This window comes from Chryseobacterium herbae, assembly GCF_025154075.1.
In the GTDB taxonomy this organism is placed as follows: domain Bacteria; phylum Bacteroidota; class Bacteroidia; order Flavobacteriales; family Weeksellaceae; genus Chryseobacterium; species Chryseobacterium herbae.
The window spans coordinates 67,680-87,533 of record NZ_JAOAMU010000007.1 but is presented as its reverse complement, the minus strand read 5'-3'; the positions used below and the strand labels follow the sequence as shown (position 1 = coordinate 87,533).

Genomic DNA, 19,854 nt, shown 5'->3' with positions numbered 1-19,854 from the left:
TTAGAAAATTGTTTAAAACTTTAAATTTAAGAATTTCAAATATAGAAAAGCATATTAATTATCATCTTAACATACATCAAGAAATGAAATATTCCAGGCTTTATTATTTTTAGTCATCATATGAAGGTGAAATAACCTGTTTCAGATTTCAAAATTCACTAACTTTATGCAGGTAAAATTCTCATGACAGCTCACAAAAAGATTACAGCTTTTAGTAGGTTTCGGTTTGTCAGTGACCTATCGAAAGAGTTGATGGAGAAATTACTCCCCATTAAATCAATCAACCATATGAATCAACAGGTATTTGAAAAAGTAGACACCTACATTGGCAATTTGCTAGCCCCGGAAGACAGCGTTCTTCAGGAAACTATCCAGTCTTTGGATGATGCTTCTATCCCCCAAATCAGTGTAACCCCCACTCAGGGCAAGTTTCTGCAGTTGATGCTGCTTAGCTGTAAAGCCAAACGTGTCCTGGAACTGGGTACTTTAGGAGCCTACAGCACGATCTGGATTGCGAGGGCAATTCCCGCAGATGGTAAAATAATTACTGTAGAATTTGATCCTCATCATGCCAACGTTGCCAGCCAGAATATCGCAAAAGCCGGGCTTTCAGATAAAATAGATCTGCGGACAGGTAAGGCGATGGATGTATTAAACGAACTTATTTCCACAAACGAAGAAGCTTTTGACTTTATTTTTATTGATGCTGATAAACCTCCGTATACCGAATACTTTGAATTAGCGTTGAAGCTTTCACATCCGGGAACGATTATTATCTGTGACAATGTCATCCGGGAAGGCAAAGTCCTTGATGAAGATACCACCGACGAAAGAGTGAAAGGAGTGCAACGATTTAATCAAATGCTGGCCAACAACCCAAAAGTTACCGCTACGATTATGCAAACTGTTGGTGCGAAAGAACATGATGGAATGGCAATCGCTATAGTCAATTAAATTTAAGTCAGTTCATTTTCTTTAACGAAGAATAAACATTTAAGGCGGGGCAACTCGCCTTTTTTTCATTCTAAAGCCTTATTTTAGCCTTCCGAAACCAAGATAATGACGATCGTAACATTTATACAGCAACAGCTCGATATATCAGAAAAGAGCATCAACAATACCCTACAATTACTCGCAGAAGACTGTACCATTCCGTTTATTTCCCGTTACAGAAAGGACAGGACCGGAAATCTGGATGAAGTTCAGATTGAGCAGATCTCAAAAATCAGCAAACAGTTTGAAGAAATTGTAAAACGGAAGGAAAGTATTTTGAAATCTATTGAAGAACAAAATGCATTAACTCCTGAAATGAAACAGAGAATTGAAGAAAGCTTTGATCTGCTTGAGCTGGAAGATTTATACCTGCCATTTAAAAAACGTAGAAAAACGAAGGCGGATACAGCCAAAGAAAAAGGGCTGGAACCTTTAGCCAGAATCATTATGAGTCAGAAAAGCAATGATCTGCAGTTTGTGGCTTCCAAATATCTTAACAGCGACGTTCCTTCCGAGGAAGAAGCACTTCAGGGTGCCAGAGATATCATGGCGGAATGGATCAATGAAAATATGTACGTCCGTAAAAACCTTCGTCGTCTGTTTCAGCGCAAAGCAGTGATCACTTCCAAAGCGATCAAAGCCAAAAAGGATGAAGTAGATGCACAAAAATTCTCTCAGTATTTCGAATGGGAAGAAAATCTTAACAGAACGCCTTCTCACAGACTTCTGGCGATGCTCAGAGCTGAATCGGAAGGTTTTGTAAAGGTAAATATCGGCATTGATAAAGATGAAGCGGTTGATTTCATCGAAAAAGCCATCATAAAATCCAATAACGAAAGTTCAGACCAGATCGCTTTGGCTATTAAAGACAGTTACAAACGTCTTCTGGAACCTGCAATTTCCAACGAAGCTCTGCAGGAAGCAAAAGAAAAGGCAGATAAAAAAGCCATTGAAATATTTTCTGACAACCTGAGTCAGCTGCTTCTTGCGCCACCTTTGGGCGAAAAAAGAATTCTGGCTATTGATCCCGGATACAAAAGCGGATGCAAAGTGGTCTGTATTGATGAAAAAGGTGACCTGCTGCATAATGAAACCCTCTACCCTCACGCTCCCCAAAACGAAAGTGGAATGGCGATGAAAAAGATCCGTTCTATGGTGAACGCCTACAATATTGAAGCAATCTCTATAGGAAACGGAACCGCAAGCAGGGAAACGGAGTTTTTCATTAAGAAAATTGCTTTTGATAAGCCGCTGCAGGTTTTTGTAGTCTCTGAAGCTGGAGCATCGGTGTATTCTGCAAGTAAAATTGCGAGGGATGAATTTCCGTCTTATGATGTCACGGTTCGTGGTGCAGTTTCTATCGGAAGAAGACTCGCGGATCCATTGGCCGAATTGGTGAAAATTGATGCGAAATCTATCGGTGTGGGACAGTATCAGCATGATGTGGACCAGACTCAATTGAAAAATGAACTTGATTCAACGGTGACGAAATGTGTGAATTCTGTTGGAATCAATTTAAATACGGCCAGTAAATCTTTGTTAAGCTACGTTTCAGGAATCGGTGAGAAAATGGCGGAGAACATCGTTAATTACCGAATGGAAAACGGCGCTTTTGAAGACAGAAAACAACTCAAAAAAGTTCCGAGACTTGGAGAAAAAGCTTATCAACAAGCTGCAGCTTTTGTAAGAATTACCAATGCTAAAAACCCGCTTGATAATTCTGCTGTGCATCCGGAAGCTTATGGAATTGTAGAAAAAATGGCAAAAGATTTAGGCATTAAAACCAATGAACTGATTGCCAGCAAAGAGAAAACAGCTTTGGTAAAACCCGAAAATTATGTTACGGAAGAAATAGGAATTTTAGGAATCAAAGATATTTTAAAAGAGCTTGAAAAACCTGGATTAGATCCAAGAAAAGCCGCCAAAGTATTTGAATTTGATCCTAATGTAAAAAGCATCAGAGATTTAAAACCCGGAATGATTCTTCCCGGAATTGTCAATAATATTACGGCTTTCGGATGTTTTGTAGACATGGGAATCAAGGAAAGCGGACTGGTTCATATTTCCCAGCTGAAAGAAGGTTTTGTATCTGACGTGAATGAGGTGGTAAAACTTCACCAGCACGTCCGCGTAAAAGTAACGGAAGTAGATGAAGCCAGAAAAAGAGTTCAGTTAAGCATGATTTTATAATGATGCTGAAATCTGTTCAACACTATTAATCAAACACAATAACACTGCATTTTGAGCTATAAAAATTTAATTTTCGATTTAGACGGAACGCTTTGGGACCCCAGAGCCACGATCATCAAAATATGGAATGAGGTTTTAACCAAACATCAACTGATAAAAAGGGAATTGAAGCCCGAAGATATGGACCAATATATGGGTCTGTTATTTGCCGACATTTTAAAAGACATTATTCCTGGAATTTCCGATGAGCAGATTCAGGATATTCTTTTGGAAATTGTACAAAAGGAAAATAAGGTACTGCATACCCAAGGCGGCATTCTGTATGAAGGAGTAGCTGAAACGTTAAGGACTTTAGCGAAAACCCACAGCCTTTTTATCGTCAGCAACTGTCAGGACGGTTATATTGAAGCATTTTTAGAACATTATCAATTTAACGATCTATTTGTAGATATTGAATCTCACGGCCGCACTAAAAAACCGAAATCGGAGAATATTCAACTGATTATGGAAAGAAATAACTTAAGCGTTGAAAACTCAGTTTATATTGGTGATACGCAGACTGATTATGATTCTGCAACCTCCAATAATTTATCTTTTATTTTCTGTGAATATGGTTTTGGAAAGCTGAGTCCAGATGATTATAAGCCTTCTGTTTCGATGTTTTCGGATCTAAAGGATTTTATTTAAATAAAATTAGTACTATATAAATAATAAGGCTGTCAAAATTGACAGCCTTATCACTTTTAATCGTTTAAAATAATCTTTAAGGGATTTCTTTATGCTTCCTGCACAGGACTTGTTAATAGATTTTTATAATTGTTATTCAAAAGTCGTAAAGCTACAGAACTATTAAATCTGTATGGAGTAACCGCATTCAGTACCGTATTTCCTACGATTTCATAAGTTTCCTGGAAAGTCTGTTTCACCGGATTGTTTTCAGGAGGGGTTACAAACTCTACAAAAACACCATATCTCATAGCATTACTGCTGCCTACCATCTTATTGTTTCTTACAGAGATTTCTTTATTTAGTGTTCCACGAATGGTAATACCGGTTAAAAGATCTTCCAACCCTGAATTCTTCATTCCAGGATTTTCAATAGTATTAAAATTGGCTGACAATAAATAATTATTAGCTTCAATCATAATTCCGGTTTCCTGTGTTGTTTTAATATTGTTATTGCAGACTTCCACTCCTTTAGTATCAGAAATATAGATTCCTGCATAACGGATATCATTGATCACATTATTGGAAACAACTCCCAGATCTACAAATCTTACATTAATCCCGTGCTGGCCCGCATTTCTCACTACATTTCCGGAAACTACTACATTTTTTGCATAAAGCTGTGGAGTTCCCACTGTTGTATTATTAATCAAAATACCATCTCCTCCTGCACCTGTATTTTCAACAATATTATTGGAGATCACTACATTATTACTGACATAACCTGCCTTATCCGAGTTTTGAAGCTTAATCCCTACTTTCATGGTATTCCTCACTCTGTTTCCTATCACCGTAAGATTTGAAATACCGGAATCAAGGTACATTCCATGCTCCAGGATCGTATTTTCTACGTCATTATCTGAAATACTGACAAAATTGGAATTTTCAGCAATATAAATACCTTGCGACGAATTTTCAAAGTAGTTTTTAAAAATGGTAATATTTTTACCTCCTACTACAATACCCATATTATCTTTCCTTCCACCGACAATTTCTCCTGCCCATGTCTTGGTAAATAAGTTTTTAACTTTATTGAATCTAAAGGTTAAATACTCTACACCATTCAGTCCTGATACCGCAGAATAGGTGAAATTTTCAAATACATTTTTTTCAATAATTAAATTTTTTGCCTGGGTACAAAGAATTCCTACATTCCGGGAACTGGCATTAACAACATAATCAACTCCTTCTCCTTTTAACATAAATCCTGTAATGGAAATATTTTTCTTTTGCTCACAGTTGAAAATTTCCGCTTTGACTTCGGTCTGTTTTATCGTACACTTGTTTGAAAGGATTTTTTGGTTGTCCTGAAGGTAAAGCGTCCCTTTAATTTCAATGGACATTTCATCAAAAAATGTATTATATCCCAGAGCTAAGGCTTTGTTGATACGTTCTGTAACTGTTGGTGCCAGGATTCCGGTTTCTTTGATATTCCACCATAATACATTGACATATCCGGACCATTGTCTTTCATAAAAATCATTGTCTTTTTTTCGGTAGATAACTCCATCCTCAACGGCAGTCCCAATTTTTTTATAAACAACAGCCTCGTGGGTATAATTATCTACCAGCTGCACAATGTCTTCGTTAGGATAACCATTACCCGCTGTAAAAAAAGCATTTGCGTAAATCATAAAATTTTGTTTTTGGTTTAAATTAAATGGTAAAATATTCTTTCATTAATTTTACTAATGCAAATGTAGATGCACGATACGACAGAAGTTGACGTGTTTTATTGAACTATTATTGTTATTTTTGAATGATCAGAAAAAAATCAGAAACCTACATCTTTAAGGGAAATAAAATTCACGAAATAAGAACCCTTCTCCATCCGCAAAAAACAAAGGCTGCACAATAATCTGTACAGCCTTTTTATATTTCCAGAATAAAGTCTGAAATCTGATGTCTGATGTCTGATGTCTGATGTCTGAAATCTAGTATCTTTATTTATACTCCTTAGAATCTCTCCTCGGCTCCTTAGCTTCCGGCCATTTTACAGTTTCACCTTTATCGTCCTGAAGCATTACTCTCCTTTCTCTGCTGGTAAATTCAGGGTCTTCTGATGCCATATAAGCTAATGCAGCCGTTAAAACCACATTGTTTTTCACCTCATCAAAAACGATTTTGTCATACGTATCTTTCGTCGTGTGCCATGTGTATCCGAAATACCCCCAGTTCAGAGAACTTAAAGAAAATCCAGGAACTCCTGCCGCTACGAATGACGCATGATCAGAACCACCGCCTCCAGGCATTCCCGGGAAATCTGTTTTAATCTGATCTCTCACGGTTTTAGGAACCCCATTCAGCCATTTTCCGATATAGCTGTAAGAATCTACGAATCCCTGGCCACTGATATTAATCACGCGTCCCGTTCCGTTATCCTGGTTGAATACCGCCTGTGTTCCTTTCATAATCTGTGGATTATCGGCTACAAAGCCTCTTGAACCGTTCAATCCCTGCTCCTCGCTCCCCCAAAGTCCTAAAACAATGGTTCTTTTATTATTCGGGTAATATTTCTTCAGGATTCTCATGGTTTCAAGCATCGTAAGCGTACCTGTTCCGTTGTCTGTCGCTCCCTGTGCTCCGTCCCATGAATCAAGGTGAGCAGAAAGGATTACATATTCTTCAGGCTTTTCTTTTCCTTTGATCATCCCGATTGTATTGAAATTTTTCGCATCAGGAAGGATTTTAGACTGAGCTTCTACCTTGATCTTAGGTTTTGCTCCTTTTTCTGCCATTCTATAAAGCATTCCGTAATCTTCCACATCAATGTCGATCATTGGAATCTTTGAAGTCTTCGCTCCGAAAATCCTGTTTGCTCCCATAATTCCGGTCCAGTTGGAAATAGCAATTCCTGCTGCGCCTGCTTTTTCTAAAGCTTCCGGAAGCGTATTGTTGTCATACCCAATATTTTTCACATAGTCACGGAAGTCTTTTCCGGCCTGTTCTTTTTCTGCTTTCAGTTTTTCGTACAGTTCGGGAGTTGCAAATTCTTTGATCTGCTCATCAGAACGTCCGATTTTCTGGTATTGCGCCATGAGCACTATTTTACCTTTTGCGGAAGGAAGCCATGCATCAAATTCAGCTTTAGAAGAAACCTTTGGAAGTACAATCACCTCAGCTTCAACGGCTTTTTTCGTCGCCGGACTCCATGCAAGCTGTGTTGCCGCTAATGATTTCACACGTGGATAGGTCATATCGACATGCGTAATCCCACGCTGCCATCCTTTCCATGTTCCGAACTGCTGAAGGTTGGACTCTATTCCCCATGAACGGAGTTTAGCCACAGACCATTCATTGGCAGCCAGCATTTCAGGGGTTCCTACAAGTCGTGGTCCGATACCGTCCAAAAGCTCATAGGCCATGTTTTCCAGCTGAGAACTGTTGTTAATTTCATCTACAAAGCTTTTTACAATAGGATCAAGTTTCTCTTTCGGATCTACCTTCACCTGAGCCCATGAAAATTGGGCAGCCAGCACAACTGCCGGTACAGCAAAAAATTTATTTATCTTCATAACATATATTGAATGCTTAAAGATAAAGGAATTTACGGGAATGGCGAAGGGAATTTCATGTGTTGGTGGGATGATTTGACAATGTGGTAATGAGATGATGTGGCGATTTGATAACCGGATAAGAAATAAAAAGACCATCTCCAATGGGACGGTCTGTCTTGTTGATGTAAAAACGATTATTTTTCGTTGAGAAAAGCCTGTTCTTCGGCGGAAAGAAGGATTGCGTCTTCTTTATCTTCCTTTACGGGCACATTTTCCCAGATGCTTTTACTGAAATCTACTTTTTGGGTTAAACCTTCGTTATTGGATTTCTCAAAAGTATTATAAATAATTTCCCTGCTGAATCTCCTTTCATGTTTCTTTCCAAGATAGAAAGCAGAAAATTTATCTCCTTCCAGTCTGGTTAAGGCAGGCAGGTACACCCCGTCTTTTTTATAAAAATCAAAAATAAGGGAAGCATCTCCAAGCTGATAGTCGTATTCTACCCCTTCCGGTGTTTTCCTTCTGATTGGTGGATAATCAGTCTGCAGATAATGTACTTCAAAATAGGTGATCACTTTATCCGCTTTATTATATTTAAACTCGCCTTTCAGCTCAATACCTGCCCCGGATTTGATCTTAAAGGTAATCAGCTGCTCATCACCTTCTTCAGAGATTATTTTTCCTGAATATTTAGAATTGATACTTGTTACATGATTCAAAGTACGATTGAGCTCAAAATTCAGGAAATAGTTTCCCATATGTTCGTGGGAAAAATCATTGGTATTCGTTACGAGAATACTATCTGCTGTAATATTTTTCAGATATTTTACATTATTCAACTGCATCTGGAGGATATCATCATAGTTTTTACGAATCCCGTCTTTATAATTATATTGATTGCTTTTGCTCCATAATTTAGTTTCAGCAATCGCCAGAAAATAAAGTTTATTGTTATCTACCCTTCTTTCTTTGTAGATGGCATCATAAAGAGAAGGTTCGTTATAGTATCTTTTATGATAGTTCTTGCTGACGTCTTTCAGAAGTTTTCGTATATCTATACTGACTATTTTTATCTCCTCAATCTTCTTGTAAGCGGGTATCAGTTTAATCAGGGAATTAAAATTGCTGACCTTCTTTTTCTGATAACCGGACGCTGAGATTTCAAAGTCTTTGACATCTTCTGCAACGGGTGCAAAACCATCTTCATTGGTATAAACAATCTGATTGCTCAGGATTACTCTTGCGTGGGATATTGGTTTTCCGTTTTCCGAATCGACTACTTTTAATTTTTGGGCCGAGAAAAGTCCAAAAAAGAGAATCATAAAAATATAAGAGTGCTTCATGGTGTGAGTACTATTAACTTAAAAAATTAATAACACAAATATAAATGCAGCCTGGCAAATGAAATAATGCTTTAATAAAATTTAATAGTATTTAACTTTTAAAAACTAAACTTTAGCAGAAACAAATAAAAACCAGGAAAATTTAAAGTATGAAACTGATCGGATGTAAAGGTTGGGGAGAGAATAGTATGCTTGTTTTTTGACGCAAAGTTTTATTATAGCATCGGATATTTTAAGGAAGACAAAGATAAAAATCAATCTTCGATTGATTCTATGAAGTTGCTGAATAACACACACTTCATCAGCGACGCAGTCTGCCCCTTTGTTTTCCTCAAACTAAAAAGCACTTTTCATAAATCTTTGCGTGAAAATAAAGAGAAGCAAAATGTTTTTTCTAATCTTAAGATTTTATGAACTTTGAAAACCTGATGAATGAAAAAATCAGGGCATAAAAAAACCGGCTCAGTGAGCCGGTTTGGGAACGAATTATTTTTTAGCTTCGTCAACAGAAACTTTTCTGAATTCTTTGAACAATTTGCTAAGTTCTAAAGCTGATTTACGAGCTCTTGTACCTGCAGCTTTGTTTCCTTTTTCTGCTTGTTGGTTAGCCTCACCTGCAAACGCTTCGAATTCAGCGTTGATTTTTTCAATTAGTTCTTTCATTATTTTTAAAATTTAGGGTGCAAATATAGGTTTTATGGTCATTCCAGCCTAGCTCCGACTAAAAAATTTTGGCCCAAAATGCTATTTTTTTCTTCTTTTCATCCATCGAACTGCCATTTTTTATGTTTATGCTAAAAATTCAGGGCTTTTATTAAGTCTATTGTGCCTGTAAAAGGATTATCCGAGTATTATATTATCTCTTCCCGCTGTACATTTATTCTTATTCCAAAATTCTATGGGGCTCCTGAGCCCTTCATATCATTTAACGTCAAAAAACTGAGTCTATTTTAATTCATCAAGTGTTATAAAACCGTCTGCTTCCTGAAATTGACACTTCCCAGATAATAAAACAGTAAACTAAATAGCAATAACGGCCCCAGCATGGCTAACCAGTTGATTTTACTGCGTTCATTGTAGTATTCCAGCTTAAACTGTTTCCAGTTGATACTTCCCGTTGGTTCGTTCGCGAAAATTTTAGGATAAAACAAAAGCCTTTTTCCTTCATGGAAATGTTCTGCGGCCTGTGTAAACCTCAGCTGATCAGCCAATCCTGATCCTGTAAGATCACTCACCTGAAACTGCACATGAAGTCCGGGAACAAAATAAGAAAGCGTGCGGCTCATTTCCTCTCTTTTCCAAAGTTTTGCTTTCAACTGATCCGATTGGTTTTTAGACTCATCATCTCCCATCTGCTGCATCGCATAATACCAGAGCCAGTTAAAAGTTTCTTTTGGATAGCCATACGATCTGAACTGCGGGTAATGTCTGTAAAATTTGTCTATCGTCGGTTTCTGATCCGTATCCCATTTTTCGTGATACGCCTCTCTCTGCTCAATGGCCGTATCCAATGCTTCCGGTAAAGGATATCTGCTTAAGATAAAATGATTGAGAACCGCAGGAAGAATAATCGTAAGCACAATCCAGAAACACAAAAGCCCTGCAGCACCTGCTCTGGAACTTTTATTCCAGGAAACGACCCAGAAACTTAATGCAAACCAAACAATAATATAAAAGAGTGAGACGAGAACAAAACCCGCCAATGCTCCATTAATCCTCAAATCCAGAATGGGGATCGCCAGAACAATCAGAAATAGTAAAACACCGGTAATCACAGCAAAACGCACCATGAATTTTTTAAACAAAATCCTGAAAGGTGTTTGAGATTGCACAGACAGCAGAATCCATGTGCTTTCCTCTTTTTCTTCGGACAGAAGATTATAACAGTAGGAAATAATCACCAGCGGAAAAAGGAAAATAATCACAAACCCCAGATCCAGGCTGCCCAGAAGCAGACTTACAGGATTCTGAAGATCCGTATCATATTTCTGTCCCTCCAGATTCCTGATCGTTAAGCTCTGTATGGAAGGATTGACATCTCTTTGCCCTATTGAAAGCGCATTCAGGTTGTCTGTTGTATTAACCAATCCAAATTTCAGATAATATAATAAGAGTCCGAGGTCCTTTTCTATATAGCCTGTATATCTTTCAATATGTTCTTTCTGATAGATAGCCGTGTGCTCAATATTGGCTTTCTGCTTCTCTATAAATTGCCTTCCCACAAAAATACTCACCAGTCCTGACAAAAGCAGGAACAGCATTCCCAGATAGGCAGACTGGGAACGGATGAAGTTCTTAAATAATAAAAGATACATGATTAATTTATTTTTATTGTTTTAGACATAAAATGAAGGACAAAAAGAAGACCCAATGCCCACACCAGAAGAGAAAGCACAGAAGCCAGCTCATTCTGGAACAAAACGCTTTGCCCTATAAACCTGTATTGAAAATCAGGAAGTTCTTTCCAGTGATCTTTGCTGATTGTGTAGGGTTTATCATTTTCCTGCTGCTTTTTATTGCTGATGTTTTCCATCTGCAGTTTATTCATCAGCTGTGCCAGTTGGTATCTATACTCCTCTACTTGCTCCTGATAATAGATATAGGAATTAAAATCTGAACCGGTCAATGCTGTAGACAGGTCTTTAACCGCCTGAAAAGGATTTACAAAAGCCAGGGAACGGTTAATACTGTTCTGATCTTCATAAATATCAAGTTGTTTTTGCCAGTGTCTGTTGTAAATTCCTGAGCTGATCTTTTCTCCTTCCGCCATGATGTATCCGCTGTAGTTGAAAGGCAGTTCTTCTACCGTTTTCACCTGATAAGCCTGCAGAAGAGAATCTTTTATTCCTTTGTAATAGCTGTCATTCGGATTATGGCTGTCTCCGGTTTTCACCAGTTCGTTTTCCACTTTGGTGTCAAAATCTATTTTCGATGGCGCCGGATGCAGATACGCCCCGAAAGCTTGTGCCGTTCTGGGAATAATCACGATAAACAGCAGCCACAAACCGATCAGCTTGACTAAAGAAGATCTTGAAGTTTTGCTTACAGCAGATACCATGACACAAACGCTGCAAATAATAAAAAAGTAGATCAGATACGCTCCGCCGATCCAGAACAGGCGAAGAAATTCATCAACCGAACCTTTAAAACCAGTCAGAGAAAACCACATGACCGCAGACAGGATCATGACCGGAACAAAAACCAGCCCTACCAGACAAAGCAATCCCAGTATTTTCCCGGCCAGCAGTTCTTTCCACCGTACGCCCTGGCTGATCAGTACTTTCAAGGTATTATTTTCCCGTTCGGCAGAAATGCAGCTGAATCCCAGGAAAAATATAAACAGAGGAATCAGGGTTTGTAAGATCATGGCTGTACTTACCTCTCCGAAACGCAGCATTCCTGATGAAAATCCGGCTTCTGAAAAATTAACGGTATTCTGCTTGTGCGCTTCCAGAAATACTGAATTTCCCATATAACGTTCCAGACCGTAATCAAAAAAGCTCAGAGGATATCTTGCCCTGAAGATCAGATACCCGTAATGCGCCATTCTGTGGGGATGTTTATCAGGTTTGTTTTCCCATTGATGGCGAACATCCACCTGATGTTTTACCCTGGTATCTTCCTGCACTTTATAGTCCTGCCAGCCCGTGTAGGCAGCAAATACAAACAGGAGACTCAGAATCATCAGAAGAACAATGACCGCCTTATTCTGTAATGACTGTTTCCAAAGCTGTATTGAAATCAGACGGATAATATGTATTCTCATAATCTTAAGATTTAAAATTTATAAACTGCTGTGAGCACTGCGTTTCTTGGAGCTCCAGGAAACAGACGGAGATAATTCTGTGCGCCCAGCCAGTAAGTTGTGTTAAAAAGGTTATTGATATTGAGTGAAATTCTCACAGGCCCCTGTTTTGGAGTGTAGTAAACTGCGGCATCAAAGACTGTATATCCAGGAACCAGAAAGGAGCGGTTGTACATTGGCACTTTATTTCCGCTGTACTGAACGCCTAATCCTACCGCGATATCCTTCAGAAAAGAAGTCTCGCTAAAGCTGTATTTCTGCCAGATATTGGCACTGTGGAATGGGGTGTTCTGTTTTCTGGCGCCTATCAATGCGGGATTGATATCGTCAATAATTCTCGCATCATTGTATCCGTAAGAGGCAAAAACCTGCCACGCCCGGGATATATTCCCGATAATGTCCATCTCAAAACCGCGGCTGCGCTCCTGTCCTCTGGTTATCAAACGGTCCGGTTCCGCGGGATCATTAGCATTCAAAAGAATATTGCGCTGACGAATCTCATAGACAGCAACATCAACATGAATTTTTTTATTAAAGAAATCTGCCTTCATTCCAACTTCTTTGGACTGGCTTCTCAAAGGTTCAAAAGCCCTGCCTTCAGGAATAACCACGGGAGCCAGTGAAGCCGTATTCGACTGTGGCTGAAATCCTTCGATATAAGAAGCATAAACATTGATCCAATCATTCACATTGTAGGTAAGGCCTATTCTTGGGATCAGTTTGCTGTCTTTGACCACAATTTCATTATTCTCCTTATAGCGGGTAATATCCTGAAACCACTCCTGTCTGAGGCTTACAAATAAATTAAAACGGTTCCATTTCATCTGATCCTGAATGTAAATTCCATGAGAACGTATCAGAGCCGGCGGCAGTGCAGCCTTTGAAAATACATACTCATCAGGATTTTTGATACTGTAGACAGGATTAGCCAGATTGAAGTGCTCTACATTCGGTTTAGGCATCGTAATCCCGTTGACCGTCACCATTTGGTAGTCGCCAGCATTCTGTGGATTATAGGAAGAAGCTGTTTTCCCGTTGGTCAGAAGATATCCTCTTGCTGTGTTCTGCGCTCCTCCTTTGTACTTATGCGTGCTGATCAGATCATAGCCTGCCAGAACTTTGTGCTCAATAGGTCCTGATTTAAGATTAAACACCAGATAAGCATTGAGATTATCCGTATTCCAGAACTGGTTTCTCTGAACCATCTGCATTCCCGCCAGCGTTGGAATAGGCTTGTTATTCGCATCTACAGCAAAAGCATTCGTGGTTCTGTGTTCCTGAAGATCTTCCTTCCAGGTCTGCTTCATATACGATGCATTGATACTGATTTTATCAGAAATCCGGTGTGTAAAATTGGACATAATGATTAGTTCCTTTGATTTAAAATAATCATTAATAGCCCCAAGATTAAAGCTTATCGGAGTGCTCCGAAGATCCGTCATTCCGTCCACCGCACCGAAAATAGGTTGTCCCCTGTCTATTTTACCGTTCAGATCGCTGTAGATCATTTCTACGTTGATTGCCGTCCTGTCATTCGGGATATAGGAAATTGAAGGAGACAGTAGAATACTCTTCTGGGACTGAATATCCCTGAAACTCTGAGCCTGCGCATACCCTGCATTAAACCTGTATAAAAGTGTTTTCTCTTTGTTCAATGGTCCTGTAAAATCGAGTGAGCTTCTTATCGTGCTAAAGCTTCCCACACTCATGGTCACTTCCCGGCTTGGGGTTTTCAAAGGCTTTTTAGTCACCAAAACAATACTTCCTCCCGGATCAACACTGGAAAGAACGGCACTTGCAGGGCCTTTTATAACTTCTATCTTTTCAAGATTAGTCGTAATCGGCTGCATAAAATAATACTGCCGGGTCCGCATTCCGTTGATGATCGTTCCTTCTTCGTTTTGTGCAATTCCACGGATGCTGAATTGGTTGTAATAGCTCACAGGCGTTACGCTGCTCGCCATTTTTACAGCATCACCCAGCTGAAAAGCCTGCCGGTCTTTGATCAGTTCCTTACTCACCGTAGATATTGAAAAGGGAATATCTTTGTTCTGAACTCCAATTTTAGTGGCTGAGAAAGAATAATCACTCTGGTATTTTTTTGCTGCTCTGCCTAAAATTTCTACTTCCTGAATCGTTCCGACCTTATACAGATGAATAACCAGTTTTTTGGTTAAAAACGTACTGTCCGCTTCAATCTGTTCGGTATAGGTATCATAAGATTCAGCATTGACACTGATTTCATAAGTTCCTTTTCTGACATCCGGTATGCTGAAATTTCCGTCATTGGATGTCGTTTCATATCTGTTTTCGTTGTTTTTAATAATGATTCTGGCATTTTTAAGCCTCTGATGATGATCGCCAATCACTTCCCCGGACAATGTCTCCTGCGCACAGACCTTCACACTGGCGACGGCCAGTGCTGCTGTGATATATAAATATTTCATTCCCGGTTCTTAAATGGTTTCCAGATAAATCTTCTGTAGCTCATCCGCCGTTACCGATTTAGCATCAAGGGTGTGAACTAATCTTCCTTCTTTCATAATGCCGATCCGCGTTCCCACGTTCACTGCATTAAAAATATCGTGGGTGGCCATCATGATGGTTTTCCCTTTTGCTGCAAGTTCTTTACAGATTCTGGTGAATTCTGCGGTGGCTTTCGGATCCAGTCCTGAAGTGGGTTCGTCCATTAAGATGAGATCTGCACTTTTTGCAATAGCGATGGCAATAGCTACTTTCTGACGCATCCCTTTGGAATAGGCAGCAAGTTTTTTGTGATGGGCTTCCTTCTGAAGACTTGTCTTTTCCAACAACATTCCCAGCTCTTCTTTGGAATACCTGAAACCCGCCATCTGACTGAAGAAATCTAAGTTTTCAATTCCTGTAAGATTAGGATACAGCTGCACCACTTCCGGAATATAGGCCGTAAACTTTTTGGTCGTTTCTCCATTAACTTCCACCGGAACCCCTTTAATGAGAGCCTGCCCGGAACTCGCTTTTAAGAAACCTAAGAATATATTGATGGTTGTGGTTTTGCCGGCTCCGTTTTGTCCGAGCAGACAGAAAATTTCTCCTTTTTGTACGGATATATTGAGTCCGCTTAGCGCAGTGACATTATTGTACTGCTTACTAAGCTCAATAGCTTGTAATATTGACATGAAAATGTATTATGTAATTAAACAATTAATTAAAAAAAGTTCAGCCCGCGAAAGCAGGCATGGGATATTTAAAAATTATAATACAGCTGGTGGGCCTCTGTCCGAAAGGGAAAAAAGAGTGTACGAAAATAGAAATTCAGGAGAAGAAAAGATCTTTCCCGTGATTTTTGATACAGAAAAAACAGCGGTGTAAATCTTTCCGATTCCACCTTCACCCAACAATTTATGATGGCAGATGGGGCACTTGGTATCACATGATGAAAATGCCTTTTTGAAAATTTTTCCATTCTCTCCTTTTGTCTGCTGAAAAGAATTTCCTGCATTCTGACTGTGAAGAAAATGATGATGGAGATATTCCGCCGGAGAAACAGCAAAGGCATACACAGCAATAAAAATTGCCGTCAGAAAGTTTTTAAAATGCCTCGTGACTCTCAATGGATAGATTTGCTGATTGAACTTGAATACTGCGAAATTAAAAAATATTTAATTAACATCAGGTTTTACCGGGATCAATTTCAAAATTTTTCCGGAAATGAAATTGATTGATCTCTTTATAGTTCCAAAAATGGCAATTGATGTAAGAAATAATATATTTGGATTGTCCTATTCTTAGACACCCTTTTAATCATCATGAAATATGAAAAGACAGCTTATTTAAAGGATATAGTTCCAATGGTTCAGCGATAAAAAATGCTTTTATGATCCAGGGAACCAACAATCCGTTTAATAATAAAAATTCTTACCTCTATCTTCTTCACCACGAGCTGATGCACGACTGGATCGGAAACAGGATCAAAAACCAACATGAAGAACTTAATTACTGGTTCAGTGAAGGTTTTACAGATTATTACACCTATAAAAACAGGCTTAGAATCAAGGATATTTCATCCGAAGAATGGCTGAAACTTTTCAATGAAGAAGTGATTAAAAGTCACTGGAAAAACCCACAGCGAAACATCCCGAATTACAAAATAAAAGATGAATTCTGGAAAAGCCGGACCGTAGAAAAAGTTCCGTACAGAAGAGGTTCTATCTTCGCTTTCTGGCTGGATAATCAGATCATGATCAAAAGCGGTCATAAAAAATCTCTGGACGACCTGGTGCAGGAACTTTTAAAAACCTGTATGGAGAAAAAACTGAAGTTTATGGACGAACTGTTTCTTGATCTTGTCCAAAAATATCTGGATAAGGACCTGTCTTACTTTTTCCAGAAACATATCCTGAGCGGTGAAGATATTGATCTGGTCAATGAAAAATGGATCGATGGTTTCCAGTTTAAAATAATAGATGGAATTCCACAGCTTCAGAAGGATAAGGAAGTGAAGTATGCTCTATGATGGTCAGGAAGTCCGAAGATGGGAGATGGAAGTTGCTGGCGGGTGTAGATTCCTTTCCTAAAGCAGCTCCTTTGCTTTTCTACCCGCATTTTCCAGCATGGTAAGACTTTCCGCTGTAATCCGGTCTGCAAAAACGATTCGGAAATGGTGACTGTATTCATCAGTTAATGAAAATATATTTCCGGGCGTGAACAGAATTCTGTTCTTGTCACAATAATCAAAAAATGTCTTCATATCAGTTCCTTCAGGTAGCTTCCCCCAAATGCTGTAACCTCCTTCAGGACTATGAAAATAGGAGTCTTCAGGAAAGTAATGGCGTAAAGCGTCCACTAGCTCAACAGCCTGTCTGTTCAGCTGCTTGCGGAATGACCGCAGATGCCGTTCATAGCTGGTTCCCTGAAGAAGTTTCAGCATCAATTCCTGATAAATAGGAGAAACTGATCTCCCCAGTACAAATCTTGCCCTTTCAGAGCGGGAATAGAAACGTCCGGTATGCAACCAGCCCAAACGAATGCCCGGCGCTAGCGTTTTTGAAAATGAAGAATACGTCATCACCAATCCTGAATCGTCAAAACTTTTAATGCAACGTGGCCTTTTAGCACCAAAATAAAGATCGCCGTAGATATCGTTTTCAATAACCGGAATCTGATAGAGAGATGCGACAGACAAAAGTTCTTTTTTAGCATCATCACTCATGACGATACCTGTCGGATTGTGAAAATTGGGTGTAACGACCACGGCATTTATTGTATTCGAAGTACAAACTTCCCTGAAATAGTCTGTATCAAAACCGTTTTCGTAATGCACAGGAATCTCGATTATTTTTAGTCCCAAATTGGCTACAGCCTCCAAAACTGAAAACACACACGGACTTTCAACGGCTACAATATCTCCAGGATCGGTTACCGCCCTTAAAGCAATGGTCAATGCCTGCAGTGCACCGTCTGTAATGATGAGTTCATCAGGATTGAGTAAACACCCATGAGTTGCCATCTGTAGGGAAATCTGTTTTCTTAATTCATACAAACCGTTTGAAGGATAATACCGTAACAGGGCCGCTCCTTTTTCGCGGATTACTTCCTGCATCGTTCTGAGAATGAGTTTTTGTGGGATCAGAAGATCTCCAGGCGCTGCCATATGGAAAGAACTGGATTCCGAAGGTTTGTTTCTGGCAGAAGTCAGCATTACATTTTTTGCAAACACCGCATCTCTCACAACTGGAATCAGATCTGCTCTGACTTGTGAAATATGGCTGTCTTCAATATAGGCTACGAAATATCCCGAGCGTGGGCTGCTTTCTATCAGTCCTTTCATCATCAGATACTCAAAACCACTTTGAACAGAGCTTGTACTCAGTTGATATCTGCTTTTAATCTCTCTTACTGAAGGCAGACGTTCTCCTTTCAGCAAAATCCTATTCCTGATCTGCTCTTCAATAACGGATGTAAAAATTTCATATTTATAGGCTCGCATCATTACTTTATTCAACTGTACTGTGTAAATTTATAAAATAAATAACTGTACCGATTAAATTAATAAAAACTGTATCCCTTTTACATCCAATAATCTTCTAATTTTGAATAAAAAAGATTCATGAATATAATTTCAAAATTTACAGTGGGTTCTGAAGAGGGAATTTCTGATCTTATAACCATTATCGATTCTTCTGTTTATGCCCTGCACAAAGGATTAATTCCTGAGGAAGACATCAAAAAATATATTAAAACCGATATTGATCCCAGAAAAATGATCAATGACCTGAATGATCTTTCCAATCAGTTGATCATAACGTATGCAGACGACAAACCTGTAGGTTACAGCATTATCAGAAGCGGATTGAGCCACCCTGCCCTGCCAGAAGATAAAAAAGCAACAGAAATGAGTTTTGTGATACTCCTGGAATTCGATTCACCGGAAATCAGAGAATCACTTTGGAAAAAAAGCAGATCTGCAGCCAGTTTTACAGATATGATCTGGATGAATATGATGACAAATGATCCACTTTTACCGTTTTTAAAAGAATCAGGGTTTGCAGTTGTAGAAGATTCTGTGGCGGGGCCTTTTAAACTTCCGTCTCAAATATTAAAATTTGAAATCAGTAGAGGTTAGATCATTTTTTACTTTAAATATTTTGACACTATTATTTTTTTAACCACAAAAGGTGCAAAAGTTTTTGATTTTTTAAACACTTTAGAGCACTTTAGTTTAAAAAGTTTTACAATCCCAAAAATAAGGAGTGCACATAAGAAGAAAATCAAAGATTTTCATACCATTTAAGTGAACTTCTTAGCAGCAAATTTTAACTTCATAAAAACTAAAGTGTTTACAAGCTTTTATGACTTTTGTGGTTTTATTTTTTAATTCTCGTGGATTGATCAGATCATACAAATTTGATTCAACATTTTTTTACCATTAAGATTAATAAGATGATAAGAATAGTTAAGGAAAAATCAAATGATTTTTATAAGCTGTTTCCTTAAAGCAACGCTCAAACTTAATATTCTTAAAAACTTAAAAGACCTTAATGGTTCAATTTTTTAATCTCTCGCGGACCAAACGAATCAAGAACGATTTTGTGACTTTGTGTTTTTTTAAACCTCAGATTGCTCAGATTTTCACAGATGTTTGAGCATATTTTCTACTTGTCAGTATAAAAATCTCAGATTTTTCACAAAACTTAAGTGAACTTCTTTGCAGTAGGATTTTAAACTTTAAATAAGCTTTTGTGCCTTTTTTGGTTTATATCTTAATTTTCCACAGATTTAACAAAATTGAGAAAAACTATTTTGTCGATTATCATTACAT

15 protein-coding genes are annotated in these 19,854 nt (G+C 38.5%); 5 read left to right on the top strand and 10 right to left on the bottom strand.

Going from position 1 to position 19,854, the window contains the following annotated elements:
- The first annotated feature begins 288 nt into the window (after positions 1–288).
- The 3 genes from N0B48_RS19500 (at position 289) to N0B48_RS19490 (ending at position 3,870) form a co-directional block, all read left to right on the top strand.
- On the top strand, positions 289–954 hold the full coding sequence (locus N0B48_RS19500) for an O-methyltransferase (protein ID WP_259840704.1): 666 nt from the start codon (positions 289–291) through the stop codon (positions 952–954).
- Positions 955–1,059: 105 nt separating this feature from the next.
- Positions 1,060–3,183: a Tex family protein gene (locus tag N0B48_RS19495; RefSeq protein WP_259840702.1), complete on the top strand. Its 2,124-nt coding sequence runs from the start codon at positions 1,060–1,062 to the stop codon at positions 3,181–3,183.
- Between the two features lie 51 nt (positions 3,184–3,234).
- Positions 3,235–3,870 (top strand): HAD family hydrolase, encoded by a 636-nt coding sequence (locus N0B48_RS19490; RefSeq protein WP_259840699.1) that lies wholly within the window; start codon positions 3,235–3,237, stop codon positions 3,868–3,870.
- An 89-nt stretch (positions 3,871–3,959) separates the two neighbouring features.
- Here the strand turns inward: N0B48_RS19490 and N0B48_RS19485 are convergent, their stop codons facing one another.
- The 9 genes from N0B48_RS19485 to N0B48_RS19445 all read right to left on the bottom strand — a co-directional run bounded on the left by N0B48_RS19485 (position 3,960) and on the right by N0B48_RS19445 (position 16,147).
- Positions 3,960–5,543: a right-handed parallel beta-helix repeat-containing protein gene (locus N0B48_RS19485; RefSeq protein WP_259840697.1), complete on the bottom strand. Its 1,584-nt coding sequence runs from the start codon at positions 5,541–5,543 to the stop codon at positions 3,960–3,962.
- A 309-nt stretch (positions 5,544–5,852) separates the two neighbouring features.
- Positions 5,853–7,424, bottom strand: a complete 1,572-nt coding sequence (locus tag N0B48_RS19480; RefSeq protein WP_259840695.1) for a M20/M25/M40 family metallo-hydrolase — start codon at positions 7,422–7,424, stop codon at positions 5,853–5,855.
- A gap of 176 nt (positions 7,425–7,600) precedes the next feature.
- Positions 7,601–8,749, bottom strand: a complete 1,149-nt coding sequence (locus tag N0B48_RS19475) for a hypothetical protein (protein ID WP_259840692.1) — start codon at positions 8,747–8,749, stop codon at positions 7,601–7,603.
- A 486-nt stretch (positions 8,750–9,235) separates the two neighbouring features.
- The gene (locus tag N0B48_RS19470) at positions 9,236–9,412 is read right to left on the bottom strand and encodes a BF3379 family histone-like protein (RefSeq protein WP_072922446.1); all 177 of its coding nucleotides are present in this window, start codon (positions 9,410–9,412) and stop codon (positions 9,236–9,238) included.
- 302 nt (positions 9,413–9,714) lie between these two features.
- Positions 9,715–11,064 carry a DUF3526 domain-containing protein gene (locus tag N0B48_RS19465; protein WP_259840690.1) on the bottom strand — a complete coding sequence of 450 codons (1,350 nt, stop codon included), beginning with the start codon at positions 11,062–11,064 and terminating at the stop codon, positions 9,715–9,717.
- Positions 11,065–11,066: 2 nt separating this feature from the next.
- Positions 11,067–12,515 carry a DUF3526 domain-containing protein gene (locus N0B48_RS19460; protein ID WP_259840689.1) on the bottom strand — a complete coding sequence of 483 codons (1,449 nt, stop codon included), beginning with the start codon at positions 12,513–12,515 and terminating at the stop codon, positions 11,067–11,069.
- A gap of 11 nt (positions 12,516–12,526) precedes the next feature.
- Positions 12,527–15,001 carry a TonB-dependent receptor gene (locus N0B48_RS19455; RefSeq protein WP_259840687.1) on the bottom strand — a complete coding sequence of 825 codons (2,475 nt, stop codon included), beginning with the start codon at positions 14,999–15,001 and terminating at the stop codon, positions 12,527–12,529.
- Positions 15,002–15,010: 9 nt separating this feature from the next.
- Complete coding sequence (locus tag N0B48_RS19450) at positions 15,011–15,712, bottom strand: ABC transporter ATP-binding protein (RefSeq protein WP_259840685.1); 702 nt, start codon at positions 15,710–15,712, stop codon at positions 15,011–15,013.
- Between the two features lie 75 nt (positions 15,713–15,787).
- A complete protein-coding gene (locus N0B48_RS19445) occupies positions 15,788–16,147 on the bottom strand; it encodes a hypothetical protein (RefSeq protein WP_072922442.1) in 360 nt (119 codons plus the stop codon).
- Positions 16,148–16,410: 263 nt separating this feature from the next.
- Here N0B48_RS19445 and N0B48_RS19440 point away from each other — a divergent pair, with 263 nt between their 5' ends.
- The gene (locus N0B48_RS19440; RefSeq protein ID WP_259840683.1) at positions 16,411–17,049 is read left to right on the top strand and encodes a M1 family aminopeptidase; all 639 of its coding nucleotides are present in this window, start codon (positions 16,411–16,413) and stop codon (positions 17,047–17,049) included.
- 57 nt (positions 17,050–17,106) lie between these two features.
- Here the strand turns inward: N0B48_RS19440 and N0B48_RS19435 are convergent, their stop codons facing one another.
- Positions 17,107–18,525, bottom strand: a complete 1,419-nt coding sequence (locus N0B48_RS19435; protein WP_259840681.1) for an aminotransferase-like domain-containing protein — start codon at positions 18,523–18,525, stop codon at positions 17,107–17,109.
- Positions 18,526–18,642: 117 nt separating this feature from the next.
- Here N0B48_RS19435 and N0B48_RS19430 point away from each other — a divergent pair, with 117 nt between their 5' ends.
- A complete protein-coding gene (locus N0B48_RS19430) occupies positions 18,643–19,158 on the top strand; it encodes a hypothetical protein (protein WP_259840680.1) in 516 nt (171 codons plus the stop codon).
- The last annotated feature ends 696 nt before the right edge of the window (positions 19,159–19,854 follow it).

Excerpts from the sequence above, each read along its gene's own strand:
- N0B48_RS19500 (WP_259840704.1), top strand. The coding sequence starts at position 289 with ATGAATCAACAGGTATTTGAAAAAGTAGACACCTACATTGGCAATTTG.
- N0B48_RS19495 (WP_259840702.1), top strand. The coding sequence starts at position 1,060 with ATGACGATCGTAACATTTATACAGCAACAGCTCGATATATCAGAAAAG.
- N0B48_RS19485 (WP_259840697.1), bottom strand. The coding sequence starts at position 5,543 with ATGATTTACGCAAATGCTTTTTTTACAGCGGGTAATGGTTATCCTAAC.
- N0B48_RS19480 (WP_259840695.1), bottom strand. The coding sequence starts at position 7,424 with ATGAAGATAAATAAATTTTTTGCTGTACCGGCAGTTGTGCTGGCTGCC.
- N0B48_RS19475 (WP_259840692.1), bottom strand. The coding sequence starts at position 8,749 with ATGAAGCACTCTTATATTTTTATGATTCTCTTTTTTGGACTTTTCTCG.
- N0B48_RS19470 (WP_072922446.1), bottom strand. The coding sequence starts at position 9,412 with ATGAAAGAACTAATTGAAAAAATCAACGCTGAATTCGAAGCGTTTGCA.
- N0B48_RS19465 (WP_259840690.1), bottom strand. The coding sequence starts at position 11,064 with ATGTATCTTTTATTATTTAAGAACTTCATCCGTTCCCAGTCTGCCTAT.
- N0B48_RS19460 (WP_259840689.1), bottom strand. The coding sequence starts at position 12,515 with ATGAGAATACATATTATCCGTCTGATTTCAATACAGCTTTGGAAACAG.
- N0B48_RS19455 (WP_259840687.1), bottom strand. The coding sequence starts at position 15,001 with ATGAAATATTTATATATCACAGCAGCACTGGCCGTCGCCAGTGTGAAG.
- N0B48_RS19450 (WP_259840685.1), bottom strand. The coding sequence starts at position 15,712 with ATGTCAATATTACAAGCTATTGAGCTTAGTAAGCAGTACAATAATGTC.
- N0B48_RS19440 (WP_259840683.1), top strand. The coding sequence starts at position 16,411 with ATGATCCAGGGAACCAACAATCCGTTTAATAATAAAAATTCTTACCTC.
- N0B48_RS19435 (WP_259840681.1), bottom strand. The coding sequence starts at position 18,525 with ATGATGCGAGCCTATAAATATGAAATTTTTACATCCGTTATTGAAGAG.
- N0B48_RS19430 (WP_259840680.1), top strand. The coding sequence starts at position 18,643 with ATGAATATAATTTCAAAATTTACAGTGGGTTCTGAAGAGGGAATTTCT.